We start from the raw sequence: 14712 nt of genomic DNA, 5'->3' as shown, positions 1-14712 counted from the left end.
TTTTACGTCTTTCTTAGTGTTTCCTTATTATTCTTTTTTACTTCTTTTGAAAACCAAAGACTCAACAGTATATAAAACCCTTACTTCTTCTTCCTTAGAAAGGAGGTGATCCAGCCGCACCTTCCGATACGGCTACCTTGTTACGACTTCACCCCAGTTATCAGTCCCGCCTTCGGCAGCTCCCTCCTTGCGGTTGGGTCACTGACTTCGGGCGTTACCAACTCCCATGGTGTGACGGGCGGTGTGTACAAGACCCGGGAACGTATTCACCGCGGCATTCTGATCCGCGATTACTAGCGATTCCAGCTTCATGTAGTCGAGTTGCAGACTACAATCCGAACTGAGACGTTATTTTTGGGGTTTGCTCCAGATCACTCCTTTGCTTCCCTTTGTTTACGCCATTGTAGCACGTGTGTAGCCCAAATCATAAGGGGCATGATGATTTGACGTCATCCCCACCTTCCTCCAGGTTATCCCTGGCAGTCTCCCCAGAGTGCCCAACTTGACTTGCTGGCTACTAAGGATAAGGGTTGCGCTCGTTGCGGGACTTAACCCAACATCTCACGACACGAGCTGACGACAACCATGCACCACCTGTCTGGAATGCCCCGAAGGGAAGGCCCCGTTACGGACCGGTCATTCCGATGTCAAGACTTGGTAAGGTTCTTCGCGTTGCTTCGAATTAAACCACATGCTCCACCGCTTGTGCGGGTCCCCGTCAATTCCTTTGAGTTTCATTCTTGCGAACGTACTCCCCAGGTGGAATACTTATTGCGTTAGCGGCGGCACCGAAGAGCTTTGCTCCCCAACACCTAGTATTCATCGTTTACGGCGTGGACTACCAGGGTATCTAATCCTGTTTGCTCCCCACGCTTTCGAGCCTCAACGTCAGTTACAGTCCAGTAAGCCGCCTTCGCCACTGGTGTTCCTCCTAATATCTACGCATTTCACCGCTACACTAGGAATTCCACTTACCTCTCCTGCACTCTAGCAACACAGTTTCCAAAGCAGTCCCGGGGTTGAGCCCCGGGCTTTCACTCCAGACTTGCATCGCCGTCTACGCTCCCTTTACACCCAGTAAATCCGGATAACGCTTGCCCCCTACGTATTACCGCGGCTGCTGGCACGTAGTTAGCCGGGGCTTCTTAGTCAGGTACCGTCATTTTCTTCCCTGCTGATAGAGCTTTACATGCCGAAACACTTCTTCACTCACGCGGCGTCGCTGGATCAGGGTTTCCCCCATTGTCCAATATTCCCCACTGCTGCCTCCCGTAGGAGTTTGGGCCGTGTCTCAGTCCCAATGTGGCCGGTCACCCTCTCAGGTCGGCTACTGATCGTCGGCTTGGTGGGCCGTTACCTCACCAACTACCTAATCAGACGCGGGTCCATCTCATACCACCGGAGTTTTTCACACCGTACCATGCGGCACTGTGTGCTTATGCGGTATTAGCAGTCGTTTCCAACTGTTATCCCCCTGTATGAGGCAGGTTACCCACGCGTTACTCACCCGTCCGCCGCTCAGTCAGTTTAAAATTCATCCGAAAACTTCATTTAAACCGCTTCGCTCGACTTGCATGTGTTAAGCACGCCGCCAGCGTTCATCCTGAGCCAGGATCGAACTCTCAAATTTAAGCAGATAGTCTTTGAAAGCGGTCGGTGATTTGCACAAAAGCCCGTTGGAAGTTTACTTCCATAAGGGATTTGGGGGAAATCAACGAACATTTGCGAAGCAAATGGTAGCGAATGAAGCAAAGCTTCATGAGCGTACCGCTTAGACCTGCCATTCGGTTCAATCCGGGGTCAAAATCAACTAACTAGCTAATTTTTTTCCCGTTTTACTTGTTGTTTGGTTCGTATACAATTACTTGTATTCGTTCTGAATTTTCTCATTCAAAGCCATCAAACAATGGCTTGTTTTATTAGAATTTTCAGGGTTTTACATACTGTTCAATCTTCTGTTTTCAAAGTGCTGTTTGCATCTGCCGGAAACTTTCATTCCCCAGATGCTGACGCAGAAGGAGGGATTTGAACCCTCGCGCCGCTACTAACGGCCTACTCCCTTTCCAGGGGAGCCCCTTCAGCCGCTTGGGTACTTCTGCAATTAGCTGATTTTTCTATGTTATTAGCGGCTAAAAACCTGCCAACGGAGAGGGTGGGATTCGAACCCACGCGCCCTTGCGGACAAACGGTTTTCAAGACCGCCTCGTTATGACCACTTCGATACCTCTCCAAATGTGCTTTTATATTCTAATAGAAGTCCATGCTTTTGTCAAGCACTTTTTTCTATTTTTCCAAATCTCTTGGAGGCCGATACTGCTTGTTTTGCTGCACTTATCAGCTGCAACTTGGATAGTTTATCATTGTTTGTATATTCTGTCAACACATTTTTACATTTTTTTCAAATTATATTTTAAAGCCCTATAAATGCTTTAAAAGCCATTGTTTTGCTTCCTCAGCTGTTTTAAAATCTTCTTCTGTCCCAGTCATATAACAGGCCGCATCTTCCCATACTTTTACCGGATAATCCGATGCCGGTATTGCAGAAACAACAAAGCGGCAGCATCTTTTTGAAATACAGTTTCTTAAATCTGACAGGTACATGCAGCCCGACTCTGCTGCTATCCGGTCCAAAAGCCCAGCCTTGGCGTTTTTGTCCTTCCCTATCCTGTTTGCTTCAGTTTTCATCTACTGTACCTTCTTTCATCTTTCCCGCCCATGCTTTTGGGCAGAGTCCGCCCCGCTTTACCGGGCGTAAAGGTATACCCGCAGGATGCTTCCTCTGATGCAGCCTCGACAAGATCTGACAGCCACCCAGCCCGCATGGCGGACTTTTCTGTATAATCATACATTAAATACTTTATATAACTAATAATATTGTAATGAATGCAACATGTCAAGTGATGGATTGCATTATTTACTACATATATTTCATTTAATGCAATACTATGGAATCAGGAGGAGCTACCTATGTATATAGATTTCAATTTTTCAAAACGTCTTTCCGAGCTTAGAGCCCAAAAAGGCGTATCTGCACGCGATATGAGTCTGTCTCTTGGGCAGAATCCCACATATATCAATAAAATAGAAAATGGACTAGCTCTTCCGTCCATGATGGGATTCTTTTATATATGCGAGTATCTGGACATTGAACCAGCCGAATTTTTCTCCCATGGCATCAGCAGCCCGGCAAAAGTAAGAGAGCTGATGGAGGATGCCCAGCATTTAAACAGAGAGCAGCTTGAGCACCTTCATTTAATCGTAAAGGATCTTTTGAAATCAGGAGGAAAAAAATAAAAAGGAAGCTGCGCTTACAGCATTCCTTTTATTTTTCCCAATGATTTCTTTTTATCAGCACCCCGGCAATTTCCATGTCTTCCGGTGTTGTAATCTTTATGTTGGCATAATCGCCCCGAATTAATTTCACCTTTTCCTGTGTCATGGTTTCCACCACCATGGCATCATCCGTTACTACCTCTTGATATTCTTCCGATGACATAAGCTTTTCATAAGCTTGAAGCACCAGCCCATATTCAAAGGCCTGAGGAGTTTGAATCAGCCATAAACGGTTTCTGTCCGGTGTCACGGAAGCAAATTCATTTTCATCGGAAACTTTAATGGTATCCTTAACGGGCATTCCGACCGCACAGGCTCTGTACATTCTGGCTCCATTGGAAGCTGCCTCTATGACCTCTTCGGTGACGCAGGGTCTGGCTCCGTCATGGATCAGCACATAGTCACAGTTTTTAACTGCTTTAAGGCCCTGGTATACGGAATGATACCGTTCCTTTCCCCCCTCTGTAACCGCAGTCACCTTTCTGAAACCGTATTTCTCTATGATCTCCTCCCGGCAATACCCGGCTTCTCCGGGTCCGGTCACCAGGATGATTTCATCTATCGAACTGCTTTCAAAAGCATGAAGTGCGTAATACAGCAGAGGTTTCCCAAAGAGTTCCAAGTACTGCTTATGCACCTGGCTTCCCATGCGTGTTCCTTTTCCTGCCGCCAATATGACTGCTGCTGTTCTTCCCCTGCTTTCTATCCGATTGCTTTCTCTTTCCTGTCCATGCTTTTTAGACATAAAGGCATCCTCCCGGCATATTACCTCTCCCCCAGTTTCAAGTTGGGGACCGCGTTTAAATCCCAACCGGCTCTCGCTCCATTGATATACTCATAATAAGCTGCAGTGCCGATCATGGCCGCATTATCGGTGCAGTAAACGGGTGACGGATAGTATAGGGAAATTCCGGCTTTTTTACAGGCAAGGTTCATCCCTTCCCGCAGGGCAGAGTTAGAAGCCACGCCTCCGGCTATGGCAACCTTTTTAAATCCATATTCTTTTGCCGCATCTGCCGTATGACTCACCAGTACGTCTACAACCGCATTCTGGAAGGAGGCAGCCAAATCAGCCACATTGATTTCTTCTCCCATCATGTTGGCGTGGTTGATGTAGTTTAATACAGCTGACTTCAAACCGCTGAAGCTGAAGTCATAAATGCTTCCCTCCACCTTTGCACGGGGGAATTTAATGGCATGGGGATTTCCTTCCCTGGCTGCCAGATCAATTTTCGGACCTCCCGGATATCCAAGGCCAACCGCTCTTGCCACCTTGTCAAAGGCCTCTCCTGCCGCATCATCCCTGGTACGGCCCAGAATTTCAAATTCTCCGTAATCCTTTACAACCACAAGATGGGTATGGCCGCCGGATACGATCAGGCATAAAAACGGCGGCTCCAGGTCCGGATGCTCAATAAAGTTGGCTGATACATGTCCTTCTATATGATGCACTCCCACCAGCGGTTTACCTGCAGCATAAGCAATGGCCTTTGCCTCAGCAACGCCTACAAGGAGAGCTCCCACCAGGCCCGGACCGTAAGTGACGCCTATGGCGTCCATATCCTCCAGGCGCAGCCCTGCTTCTAAAAGAGCTGCTTCTATGACCTGATTCATTTTTTCAATATGCTTTCTGGATGCGATTTCCGGCACAACGCCTCCGTATAAAGTATGAAGGGCGATTTGGGAAGAGATCACATTGGAAAGGACCTCTCTTCCGTTTTTTACTACAGCTGCCGCCGTCTCATCACAGGAACTTTCAATTGCAAGTATATAGACATCTTCCTCTGTATGGTTCTTTTTCATTGCCTCTCCCTCACTCCTCATCAAATTCCAGCTCTAAGGTCCAGGCATCCTTTGCCGCTTTGGCGCGGGGAAAGATTTCCCGGACTTTCTCCATATATTCCTCTGGCCTGGTAAGGGAGGGGCTGTAATGGGTCAGCCACATCTGCCTGGGCTGGGCTTCCTTTGCCAGCCTGGCAGCTTCATAAAAGGTCATATGCTTATATTCTCTTGCTTTCGTTTCCTTTCCGTCCTCACCGTACATGCCCTCGCAGATAAAAAGATCCGCCTCCTTTGCATATTCCGCAATCACAGGAACCGGTCTTGTATCCGTACAATAGGTGACCTTAAGCCCCCGTCTTTCCGGCCCTAAGACCATGTCAGGAGTTAAAGACCTGTCTCCGTCTACAATGGTTTCTCCTTTTTGCAGGCGGCTCCAGAATTTCTGGGGTATTCCGGCGGCATTGGCCCGGTCCACATCAAACCGGCCCTTCCTGGGGATGGAAATGGAGTAACCATAACAAACCACGTTATGGTTCACCCGGTAAGCATCGATCACATAAGGCCCGATTTTTACCTGCTCCCTGTTTTCGGAAAGCTCGATAAATTTCAAATCAAAGGGCAGCTCCGGCGCAATGGTCCGCAGGGCTCCCACCACACGCTCCAGGCCCTTTGGCCCGATAAGTGTCAGGGGTTCTGTCCTTTCCGCATTTCCCATGGTCAGGAGAAGCCCCGGAAGACCGCTGATATGATCGGCGTGATAATGGGTAAAGCAAATGATGTCAATGGGCTTCGGGCTCCAGCCCTTTTCCTTTAGCGCTATCTGGGTTCCTTCTCCGCAATCGATGAGAAGATCACTGCCTTCACATCTGGCCATCATGGCTGTCAGCCATCGGTACGGCAACGGCATCATTCCTCCGGTTCCCAGCAAACATATATCCAACATAAAATTTCCTCTCTTCTGCCCATGCTTTCCGGGCATCGAGGTATACCAAAAGGATGTTTCCTCTCTTCTGCCCATGCTTTCCTGGCAGGGCCCGTCCCGCTTTATGGGGCGTCGAGGTCTATCCGAAGGGTGTTTCCTCGCTTTGGTTTCGATCAATGAATGACGGTCAAAAAACCGCCTCATAAAATCATATCACAAAGCAGAGGCAATTAGCAACTATAAATATTCCAGCTGTTCTTCTACCTCCACTGGAATCTTGAATTCCTGGATGATGGCATCGTAACAGTCCTCACACAGATCAAAATGATGGATCTCCCCATCTTTCTCGGAGAAAAAGTCCCAGGTATGATTGATATTGATTACCCCCTCCCTGGAAACACCTTCTGACACGATAATTTTTTTGCCACAGCAGTTGCACACAACTGTTTCAAGCTGACCACCGTTTTTGTACTTTCTCATCTTCCTCTCACCTTTCCTTTTTCGCACTTACCAGTTAAGCCCTGTTTCCGCTTTGCATAATCTGAAAATAGGAAAAAGGGCATCCTTACTGGATACCCCTACATTATAAACGGAGTTTCCCCCTATTTTTAGTGGTAAATGTTTCATATCCGGCGGTTCCACATGATGACTGCATTTTCCTCAGGATCACGGTAATAATTTTTCCGGATGGTCTCCTCTTTAAAACCATAGGATCTATAAAGGTTTCTGGCTTTTTTATTGCTTTCACGGACCTCTAAAGACAAGGATTTTGCTTCCTTTTCTCTGGAATATTCCACCAGCTGGTCCATAAGTTTCTTAGATAATCCCCTCCCCCTGTATTCAGGAAGAACGGCGATCCGAAGCAGTTCCCCTTCCCCGGCAATGATCCGGAAGACGCAGTACCCAAGCAGGTCCCCCCCCTCTTCCTGTACCAGCCAGGTATCAAGGCTGCTTTCCAAACCTTCCTTGATGGATTCCAAGGACCATGGATCGGAAAAACAGATCCGTTCTATTTCATAGACTCCAAACACATCCTCCGGCCGCATTTCATGAACCATGGGCTTCTCCTCCTTTCATGGAAGTTCAATTCACCTTATGGCTTAGAACGGCTATGCCTCCCGCTCCCGTTCTGCCTGGGGCTTTCTTAAATAAACAGGGGCGTGTTCTTCCGCCGTAAGGGTCTTCCCCTCCTCGTAATACTTACAACCCAAGGCCGCCACTGCCGCTGCCCGCTGCCGGTTTAAATGAGCCGGAGCAAACAGGAAGGGAACTGTCATCTTTTCTTGTATTTGTTTTTTGTATACAGGGACGCCGTCTCCTAAGAACATCACTTTCTGTCCGGCTGCATTTAATTCTTCCACCAGTTCTTCAATGTCCATGGCGCATTGTTCCTTTATTATGGAAAAACCGTTCCGGTTATCATAAATGCCGGTATATACCTGATTCCTTCTGGCATCCATAATGGGGCAGACCCTGTAGGCACTGCCGTATAGGTTATAGGCCATGGCATCTACGGTGGGCACGGAAATCAGAGGCTTCTTTAAAGCAAGGCCAAGTCCCTTTCCCGTGGCAGAACCGATCCGCAGGCCGGTAAAGGAACCCGGCCCCCCGGAAACTGCGATTCCATCAATGGTCTCTAAATCCAGTTCCACCATTTTTACAATTTCATCCAGCATGGGAAGAAGGGTCTGGGAATGGGTCCTCTTAAAATTCACTGTATATTCCGCAGTTGTTACCTCGTCCTCCACAATGGCAACGGAAGCCACTAAAGACGAGCTTTCAATTCCAAGTATCCTCATTTACATTCCCTCCACGGTTATTTTCCTGTAATCAAAGCCTTTTTCCATGTCCTTTTCTATGGTTACGGTTATTACATGGTCAGGAAGAAGCTCCTTAATCAGGTTGGACCATTCAATAAGGCTCACTCCTTCTCCATAAAGGCAATCCTCATAACCGATCTCATCCATCTCGCTGACATCACCGATGCGGTATACGTCAAAATGGTAAAAAGGCAGACGTCCCTCCTCATACTGATTGACAATGGTAAACGTAGGGCTGTTTACCGGCTCCTCAATCCCAAGTCCTGATGCGAACCCCTGGGTAAATACGGTTTTTCCCACTCCCAAATCCCCATTTAAGCAGTACACAGAGGAAGGCCTGGCTTCCTCTCCCATTTTTTTTCCCAGTTCATAGGTTTCTTCTGGCTTCCAGCTTTCTATTACCATCATTTATATCCTCTTTCGCCTTTCAGGAGGCAGTTTTTCTTTAATAAGACTACGGATCTCCGTCTTTTTCTCTCCCAAAACGGAATCAGGCAGCAGATAGGCATGGACTCTGTCCATATACAGGATCATCATATCTCCTGCACGGTCCACCTTTCCTATGTTCTCCCAGGCAATGGGAAGGCTTTCCTCTCCCTGGGAAACCAGAATTCCTTCCTCATCAAAGGTAAGGAGCATGGAATTCTGGATCCTGGGGTTCTTTGCCTGCCTGGCTGCCTTTAGATAAAGAATGCCCGGCTGCCAGACCGTAAACATCAGGGCGCAGACGATCAGCAGCACCCGGTACGGGGTAGAATTGGAACTCCATGTGGTGATAAGTAGGAAAACAGCAGCAGCGCTGAAAATAATATTAAAAAGCCCCTGCAGCCCCTGATAGGAATGATACATAGAAAACTTCCACAGATCCTTTGCAGTCAATTTTACTTCTATCTCAATCGGATGTTTCTCTTCCACTCTTTTCTCCTTCCTGTGCTTTGGCACAGCAATTCCTGACATAATCTTTTTAATGAAGGCAGGGGAATTCAGTTTCCATTTATAGCTTCATGGTCAGTGCGATCCTCTTTTTCTGTGCGTCCACACTTATGACCTTGACCTCAACAATGTCCCCCACACTGACAGCTTCTAAGGGATGTTTGATAAATTTATCCGACATCTGGGAAATGTGGACAAGGCCATCCTGATGTACGCCGATATCCACGAAAGCGCCGAAATCAATGACATTTCTCACGGTTCCCTTTAAAACCATGCCTGGTTTTAAATCCTTCATCTCCATGACATCGGTGCGGAGAATGGGTGCCGGCATCTGGTCCCTGGGGTCTCTTGCCGGTTTTTCCAGTTCCTTTACAATATCCCGCAGGGTAATCTCACCGATTTCCAGCTGAGCTGCCAGAGACTTATAATCCAGGATTTTTTTGCCGATTCCGCTTAAGCCTCCCCGGGCCAGTTCTTTCAGATCATAGTCCAGCTTTTCCAACAGCTTTTTTGCTGCCTCATAAGTCTCAGGATGTACGCTGGTTCCGTCCAAAGGATTCTTTCCTCCCTGGATCCTCATAAAGCCGGCACACTGTTCGTAGGCCTTTGGCCCCAGCTTCGGAACTTTACGAAGCTGGCTCCTGCTGGCAAATGCTCCGTTTTCTTCCCGGTAAACCACGATGTTCTTTGCAATGGGTTTTGAAATGCCGGATATATATTCCAGCAGGGAAGCGGAAGCCGTATTTAGGTCCACGCCCACTTTGTTCACGCAGTCTTCCACAACGCCCTGAAGGGCCTCGCTTAAATGCTTTTGATTCATGTCATGCTGGTACTGGCCAACTCCAATGGATTTCGGATCGATTTTAACCAGCTCTGCTAAGGGATCCTGCAGTCTTCTTGCAATGGAGGCTGCACTCCTCTGGCCAACGTCAAAATTAGGAAATTCCTCTGTGGCAAGCTTGCTGGCGGAATATACAGAAGCCCCTGCCTCGTTTACGATGATATACTGAACCGGTTCCGGTGTTTCCTTTAGCAAATCCACGATCACTGCCTCCGATTCCCTGGATGCGGTTCCATTCCCAACGGAAATCAGGGAAACGTGGTATTTTTTGATCAGCTTCTTTAAAACGGCCTTTGCTTCCTCCACCTTGTTCTGAGGAGCCGTGGGATAGATGACCACGGTATCAAGGACTTTTCCGGTCTCATCCACAACAGCCAGCTTGCAGCCGGTCCGAAATGCCGGATCCCAGCCCAGGACTACCCGCCCGGCAATGGGGGGCTGCATCAAAAGCTGTTCTAAGTTCTTACCGAACACCCGGATCGCTCCATCCTCTGCCTGCTCCGTCAAAGAGCTTCTCACCTCCCGCTCAATGGCAGGGGCGATCAGACGGTCATAGCTGTCCACGATCACCTCTTTTAAGACAGGAGTGGTGTATGGGTTGTCTCTTACAATTACCTGCTTTTCCAGAAAACGAAGAATCTGTTCCACGGGAGCGAGTATTTTTACCGTGAGAATCTTCTCTTTTTCTCCACGGTTTAATGCCAGTATCCTGTGGCCTGCGGATTTTTTAATGGTTTCCTCGTAGTTATAATACATTTCATATACGGATTCCGCTTCTTCATCCTTTGCCGTTCCCTGAAGACTTCCCTGGTTCATGGTAGCATTCCTGATGTAGGTGCGGTATTCCGCATTGTCGGAAATCCGTTCTGCCAGGATGTCCTTTGCTCCGCTTATAGCCTCTTCCGGGGAAGAAACGCCTTTTTCTTCGGAAAGGTACTGGTCCGCGGCCTCTGTTAAGGGAGTCTTAATCATCTGAAGCATGATCAGATCCGCAAGAGGCTCCAGCCCCTTTTCCTTTGCAATGGTGGCCCTTGTCCTTCTTTTAGGTTTATAGGGACGGTATAAATCCTCTACAGCAACCAGGGTCTGGGCTTCCAATATCTTTTTTTCCAGCTCAGGAGTCAGCTTCTCCTGCTCCCTGATGGAGGAAAGGACCTGCTCCTTCCGCTCTTCTAAATTCCGCAGATAGCGGAGCCGCTCATCTAAGTTTCGCAGAACCTCATCATTTAAGGAGCCCGTAACCTCCTTCCGGTATCTTGCGATAAACGGGATGGTGTTCCCTTCATCAATGAGCTTAACTGCTGCTTCCACCTGTCCGCGGGTAATGGAAAGTTCTTCTTGTAATGCCTTTATTATATCCATGGCGATCCCCTTGTTTTTCAAAATTTATATACTGGTGACACAAAAAGATATGTCTGCATACCCTTCAACCTTTCCATTCTGATGAATCAAGGGATCCGAGTGCATATCCGGCTGATGCCCGGTGAAGCAGGGCACGCTGTTCAAACGGGAGCTGAAAGACATTTTCTTCCAGTCTTCATTCAACTTACTATTATAATTCATCAACCGGTCTAATGCAAGACCTGTCTGGACACGGGGGACTTTTCATGCTACAATCATACAATAGTATAACTTATCGAAAGTGCTTTTGCTTCCGATAATATGGTATATGAAAACGAGGTAAATCACGAATGGAAGAAAATCATAACAGCAACAACGGTATGCTGCCCCAGATCCGTCCCACAGGTTCTTTTCTGGCCTTCTGGTCCGTTCTTCTGGGCGGTATTGGACTGGCCAGCGACTGCATCCCCTTATTCAGCATCTGGAGTCTGCCGGCCGGTCTTTTTCTCGGCCTGATGGGCATCGCATGCGCAGTGCTTTCCAGACAGGGAAAACCCTTTACCCAGCAGGCCCAGCTCGGTCTGATCCTGTCTGTTATTTCCACAGTCTGCGGACTTATGATGGCATTGTTCATTATTTTTGTATATGATACCATGGACACCAACACACCTTTGGGCCACTACTTCAGACAGGTTTTTGAAACTGCCTCCCAGGCCCTTACAGCCACCTCTCCTTCTGGAGAATAGGGACTACCTCAAAAGAGGAAGCAGGTCCACACCTTTAAAGACCAGCATATAATTCTTGAAAATCCAATTGGCCGCCACGATCGCGGCCCCTGCCAGGATAAATATCCTGTCTGCTTTTCTTATATCCACGGAAGACTTTTGCCTTTTAACGGCAGCCCTTAGGATCATTTCCAAAAACAGTACAAAAACAGCATAAAGGACCAACGGATGATACTGAAAACTCATCCGTAAGTCCCCCTTTAACAATGACCGGATGGCCCGGGTCCCGCCGCAGCCCGGGCAATAAAGTCCGGTCAGGGTTTGAAACAGGCAGGGAAGCCCCAGGCCAAATAATTTTTTTAACCAGTTCATTTTTTGCAGCCTCTAATCCGCCAGATCAAAGGCATCATGGACCGTCCTCATAGCACGGTTTACATCTGCTTCATCGATCAAAACTGTTATCCTGATCTCAGAGGTGGCGATCATCTTAATGTTTACGTTAGCGCTTGATAGGGCCTCGAACATCTTTGCAGCCACTCCCGGATTGCCTGTCATACCTGCACCGATGATGGAAATCTTGGCTACGCCTTCCTCGCTTGTCACATCCTGAGCGGTAATGGATTCCTTATTTTCCCTTAAAAGATCCATGGTTTCCTTTAAATCGGTCTTTGCTACCGTAAAGGAAATGTCTTTTCGCTCTTCCCGCCCAATGGACTGAATGATGATGTCCACGTTAATATTGTTCTTTGCCAGGAGATTAAAGATCTTAAAAGCAATTCCAGGCGTATTTTTGACCCCGATTACTGAAATACGGGCTACATTCTTATCTGCGGCCACGCCGCTAACCAGCATTCTTTCCAATTTTGTTTCCTCCTTGACAACTGTACCTTCTGCTCTGGTCAGGCTTGACAGAACAACCAACTGAACTCCATAGCGCTTTGCCATCTCCACAGACCGGTTATGAAGCACCTTTGCTCCCAGGGAAGCAAATTCCAGCATTTCATCATAAGAAACCTCCGGAAGCTTTCTGGCATTTGGAACAATGTGGGGGTCTGCTGTGTATACACCATCCACATCAGTATAGATCTCACATGAGTCCGCATGGAGGGCAGCGGCCAGGGCTACTGCAGTCGTATCGGAGCCCCCTCTGCCAAGTGTTGTTAAGTCATCGTATTTATTGATTCCCTGAAAGCCTGTGATGATCACGATCTTTCTGGCCTCCAGCTCATGCCGTATGCGTTCCGTATCGATCCTCTTTAATTTTGCCATCCCATAAGCAGAGGTGGTGTGCATGGCCACCTGGGACGCATTTAAAGAAACGGCCGGAACCCCCAAAGAATTCATTGCCATAGCCATAAGTGCCACGCTGACCTGTTCTCCTGTGGCTAAGAGCATATCCATTTCCCTCTTTGGAGGGTTTGGATTCATCTCATAGGCTTTTGCAATGAGACCATCCGTAGTCTTTCCCATAGCGGACAGGACCACTACTACCTGATTGCCTTTTTCATATTCCTCAATGCAGCGCTTTGCCACATTAAAAATTCTTTCCTTGTCTGCGACGGAGCTACCGCCAAATTTTTTCACTACTAACATTGATGCCTCCTGGCGAAAAGTCAAGCGGATATTCCCATCCGCTTTGCTGTATGCTCATAAACTGTTACACCTTGTAAAGCGGAGATTCCAGCTCCGCTTCACGCCTTATCAGCGGGGCATTCAGCCCCCCGCTGATACAAGCAAGCCACCATGCCCGCTGTTTCGTTCTCCACAAACCGGAAGCAGGGGATTACTTGTTTGCATTCAATTCTGCGCGGATGCGCTGCCTGATCCCTGACAGCTTTTTCGCTTTTTCTTCATATTCTTCTTCAGTCATGACTTCAGTAAGGACCGCAAATTCATCCATATGGTCCAGTTCCACCACTTCCACCTTTCCGAATACTTCCTCCACTTCTTTCATGCGCTTTTCAGCGATCCCCTTGATTCTTACAAAATAGCGGAAGGAGAAGCTGTCTATGGCTGAAATGGCAAGGCTTTCCCTGTCCCAGCCCATTTCCACATGACGGCCATTGTCTTTCAGGGCTTCAATAATATCCGCGGCCACAGCGCTGGCTGTGGGAAGCTTTCCTGCTCCGCTTCCGTAGAACATGGAAGTGCCTAACATATTTCCTTTTACAAGAATGCCGTTATATACGTCATTTACCGAATATAAGGGGTGATCCTTTCCGATCATGACCGGGGCTACAAATGCATGGGCAATCCCTTCCCGGATTCTGCTTGAACCAAACAGCTTCACAGAGGTTCCCATTGCATCGGCATAGCGGAAATCCACATCCGTTATTTTTGTAATCCCTTCTGTATAAATATGCTCGTAATTGACCTCGTGTCCCGTTGCCACGGCTGTCAGAATGGCAATCTTTCGACAGGTGTCGTGTCCTTCCACATCGGCTTCCGGGTTTCTTTCCGCATAACCAAGCTCCTGAGCCTTTCTTAAGGCCGCTTCAAAGGTCTCTCCCGCTTTGTCCATTTTTGTCAATATATAGTTTGTGGTTCCATTTAAAATTCCGGTGATCTCTTCAATCTCCTCCCCGGCAAGGGAGGTGTAAAGAGGGCGTATGATGGGAATGCCTCCGCCTACGCTGGCCTCGAAAAAGAAGTTCACGTTATGTTCTCTGGCAATCTCTAAAAGCTCGGTGCCGTATGCAGCCACCAGGGCCTTGTTGGAGGTTGCCACATGTTTTCCTGCCTCTAAGCTTGCCTTTACAAAGGGATAAGCGGGATTTAATCCTCCCATAGTCTCGATCACCATGGACACTTCAGAATCCTTCTCAATGACGGAAAAGTCATGAACAATTCTTTTTTCCATTGGATCCCCCGGGAATTCCCTTAAATCCAGAACATACTTCACTTCTACCTTGTCGCCGACCCTTTTGGCAATCATCTCCCTGTTTCTTTCCAAAACCTCTGCCACGCCTGATCCAATGGTACCATAGCCCATAATTGCAATATTTTTCATATCTC

15 protein-coding genes, 2 tRNA genes and 1 rRNA gene are annotated in these 14712 nt (G+C 47.9%); 2 read left to right on the top strand and 16 right to left on the bottom strand.

Annotation, left to right across the window (positions count from 1 at the left end; all coding sequences use genetic code 11):
• Positions 1–98: 98 nt before the first annotated feature.
• The 4 genes from K401_RS0113585 to K401_RS0113565 all read right to left on the bottom strand — a co-directional run bounded on the left by K401_RS0113585 (position 99) and on the right by K401_RS0113565 (position 2685).
• Positions 99–1630, bottom strand: a 16S ribosomal RNA gene (locus tag K401_RS0113585).
• Between the two features lie 380 nt (positions 1631–2010).
• Positions 2011–2099 (bottom strand) — tRNA-Ser (locus K401_RS0113575).
• 45 nt (positions 2100–2144) lie between these two features.
• A tRNA-Ser gene (locus tag K401_RS0113570) sits at positions 2145–2230 on the bottom strand.
• Between the two features lie 188 nt (positions 2231–2418).
• Positions 2419–2685 carry a hypothetical protein gene (locus tag K401_RS0113565; RefSeq protein ID WP_024293462.1) on the bottom strand — a complete coding sequence of 89 codons (267 nt, stop codon included), beginning with the start codon at positions 2683–2685 and terminating at the stop codon, positions 2419–2421.
• A 282-nt stretch (positions 2686–2967) separates the two neighbouring features.
• Between K401_RS0113565 and K401_RS0113555 the strand changes: the two genes are divergently transcribed.
• On the top strand, positions 2968–3294 hold the full coding sequence (locus tag K401_RS0113555) for a helix-turn-helix domain-containing protein (RefSeq protein WP_024293461.1): 327 nt from the start codon (positions 2968–2970) through the stop codon (positions 3292–3294).
• Between the two features lie 28 nt (positions 3295–3322).
• Here K401_RS0113555 and ispD read toward each other — a convergent pair whose 3' ends face one another.
• The 9 genes from ispD to K401_RS0113510 all read right to left on the bottom strand — a co-directional run bounded on the left by ispD (position 3323) and on the right by K401_RS0113510 (position 10993).
• The gene (ispD, locus tag K401_RS0113550; RefSeq protein ID WP_034620225.1) at positions 3323–4078 is read right to left on the bottom strand and encodes a 2-C-methyl-D-erythritol 4-phosphate cytidylyltransferase; all 756 of its coding nucleotides are present in this window, start codon (positions 4076–4078) and stop codon (positions 3323–3325) included.
• 20 nt (positions 4079–4098) lie between these two features.
• Complete coding sequence (tsaD, locus tag K401_RS0113545; protein ID WP_024293459.1) at positions 4099–5136, bottom strand: tRNA (adenosine(37)-N6)-threonylcarbamoyltransferase complex transferase subunit TsaD; 1038 nt, start codon at positions 5134–5136, stop codon at positions 4099–4101.
• 10 nt (positions 5137–5146) lie between these two features.
• Entirely contained in the window at positions 5147–6058 is a 912-nt protein-coding gene (locus tag K401_RS0113540) for a ribonuclease Z (protein WP_024293458.1), read from the bottom strand.
• A 216-nt stretch (positions 6059–6274) separates the two neighbouring features.
• The gene (locus K401_RS0113535) at positions 6275–6517 is read right to left on the bottom strand and encodes a hypothetical protein (RefSeq protein ID WP_024293457.1); all 243 of its coding nucleotides are present in this window, start codon (positions 6515–6517) and stop codon (positions 6275–6277) included.
• Positions 6518–6660: 143 nt separating this feature from the next.
• Positions 6661–7095, bottom strand: a complete 435-nt coding sequence (gene rimI, locus K401_RS0113530; protein WP_024293456.1) for a ribosomal protein S18-alanine N-acetyltransferase — start codon at positions 7093–7095, stop codon at positions 6661–6663.
• A 51-nt stretch (positions 7096–7146) separates the two neighbouring features.
• Positions 7147–7836 carry a tRNA (adenosine(37)-N6)-threonylcarbamoyltransferase complex dimerization subunit type 1 TsaB gene (gene tsaB / locus K401_RS0113525; protein ID WP_024293455.1) on the bottom strand — a complete coding sequence of 230 codons (690 nt, stop codon included), beginning with the start codon at positions 7834–7836 and terminating at the stop codon, positions 7147–7149.
• Entirely contained in the window at positions 7837–8262 is a 426-nt protein-coding gene (gene tsaE / locus K401_RS0113520; protein ID WP_024293454.1) for a tRNA (adenosine(37)-N6)-threonylcarbamoyltransferase complex ATPase subunit type 1 TsaE, read from the bottom strand.
• A 3-nt stretch (positions 8263–8265) separates the two neighbouring features.
• A complete protein-coding gene (locus tag K401_RS0113515; RefSeq protein ID WP_024293453.1) occupies positions 8266–8772 on the bottom strand; it encodes a YcxB family protein in 507 nt (168 codons plus the stop codon).
• 79 nt (positions 8773–8851) lie between these two features.
• Positions 8852–10993, bottom strand: coding sequence for a Tex family protein (locus K401_RS0113510; protein ID WP_024293452.1), 2142 nt, complete (start codon positions 10991–10993; stop codon positions 8852–8854).
• Positions 10994–11322: 329 nt separating this feature from the next.
• Here K401_RS0113510 and K401_RS0113505 point away from each other — a divergent pair, with 329 nt between their 5' ends.
• Complete coding sequence (locus K401_RS0113505; protein ID WP_024293451.1) at positions 11323–11718, top strand: hypothetical protein; 396 nt, start codon at positions 11323–11325, stop codon at positions 11716–11718.
• A 3-nt stretch (positions 11719–11721) separates the two neighbouring features.
• On the opposite strand, the gene K401_RS0113500 is transcribed toward K401_RS0113505, so the two are convergent.
• The 3 genes from K401_RS0113500 to K401_RS0113490 all read right to left on the bottom strand — a co-directional run bounded on the left by K401_RS0113500 (position 11722) and on the right by K401_RS0113490 (position 14707).
• The gene (locus K401_RS0113500; protein WP_027352452.1) at positions 11722–12069 is read right to left on the bottom strand and encodes a DUF2752 domain-containing protein; all 348 of its coding nucleotides are present in this window, start codon (positions 12067–12069) and stop codon (positions 11722–11724) included.
• 12 nt (positions 12070–12081) lie between these two features.
• Positions 12082–13290 (bottom strand): aspartate kinase, encoded by a 1209-nt coding sequence (locus K401_RS0113495; RefSeq protein WP_024293449.1) that lies wholly within the window; start codon positions 13288–13290, stop codon positions 12082–12084.
• A gap of 190 nt (positions 13291–13480) precedes the next feature.
• Positions 13481–14707, bottom strand: a complete 1227-nt coding sequence (locus K401_RS0113490; protein ID WP_024293448.1) for a homoserine dehydrogenase — start codon at positions 14705–14707, stop codon at positions 13481–13483.
• Positions 14708–14712: the final 5 nt, after the last annotated feature.

The organism is Lacrimispora indolis DSM 755 (assembly GCF_000526995.1).
GTDB classification, from domain to species: domain Bacteria; phylum Bacillota; class Clostridia; order Lachnospirales; family Lachnospiraceae; genus Lacrimispora; species Lacrimispora indolis.
Note: the sequence above shows the minus strand (reverse complement) of the source record. Positions and strands in the feature narration are given on the sequence as shown.

Excerpts from the sequence above, each read along its gene's own strand:
- K401_RS0113495 (WP_024293449.1), bottom strand. The coding sequence starts at position 13,290 with ATGTTAGTAGTGAAAAAATTTGGCGGTAGCTCCGTCGCAGACAAGGAA.
- tsaE (WP_024293454.1), bottom strand. The coding sequence starts at position 8,262 with ATGGTAATAGAAAGCTGGAAGCCAGAAGAAACCTATGAACTGGGAAAA.
- K401_RS0113505 (WP_024293451.1), top strand. The coding sequence starts at position 11,323 with ATGGAAGAAAATCATAACAGCAACAACGGTATGCTGCCCCAGATCCGT.
- tsaB (WP_024293455.1), bottom strand. The coding sequence starts at position 7,836 with ATGAGGATACTTGGAATTGAAAGCTCGTCTTTAGTGGCTTCCGTTGCC.
- K401_RS0113565 (WP_024293462.1), bottom strand. The coding sequence starts at position 2,685 with ATGAAAACTGAAGCAAACAGGATAGGGAAGGACAAAAACGCCAAGGCT.
- K401_RS0113555 (WP_024293461.1), top strand. The coding sequence starts at position 2,968 with ATGTATATAGATTTCAATTTTTCAAAACGTCTTTCCGAGCTTAGAGCC.
- ispD (WP_034620225.1), bottom strand. The coding sequence starts at position 4,078 with ATGTCTAAAAAGCATGGACAGGAAAGAGAAAGCAATCGGATAGAAAGC.
- rimI (WP_024293456.1), bottom strand. The coding sequence starts at position 7,095 with ATGGTTCATGAAATGCGGCCGGAGGATGTGTTTGGAGTCTATGAAATA.
- tsaD (WP_024293459.1), bottom strand. The coding sequence starts at position 5,136 with ATGAAAAAGAACCATACAGAGGAAGATGTCTATATACTTGCAATTGAA.
- K401_RS0113535 (WP_024293457.1), bottom strand. The coding sequence starts at position 6,517 with ATGAGAAAGTACAAAAACGGTGGTCAGCTTGAAACAGTTGTGTGCAAC.
- K401_RS0113540 (WP_024293458.1), bottom strand. The coding sequence starts at position 6,058 with ATGTTGGATATATGTTTGCTGGGAACCGGAGGAATGATGCCGTTGCCG.
- K401_RS0113500 (WP_027352452.1), bottom strand. The coding sequence starts at position 12,069 with ATGAACTGGTTAAAAAAATTATTTGGCCTGGGGCTTCCCTGCCTGTTT.
- K401_RS0113490 (WP_024293448.1), bottom strand. The coding sequence starts at position 14,707 with ATGAAAAATATTGCAATTATGGGCTATGGTACCATTGGATCAGGCGTG.
- K401_RS0113510 (WP_024293452.1), bottom strand. The coding sequence starts at position 10,993 with ATGGATATAATAAAGGCATTACAAGAAGAACTTTCCATTACCCGCGGA.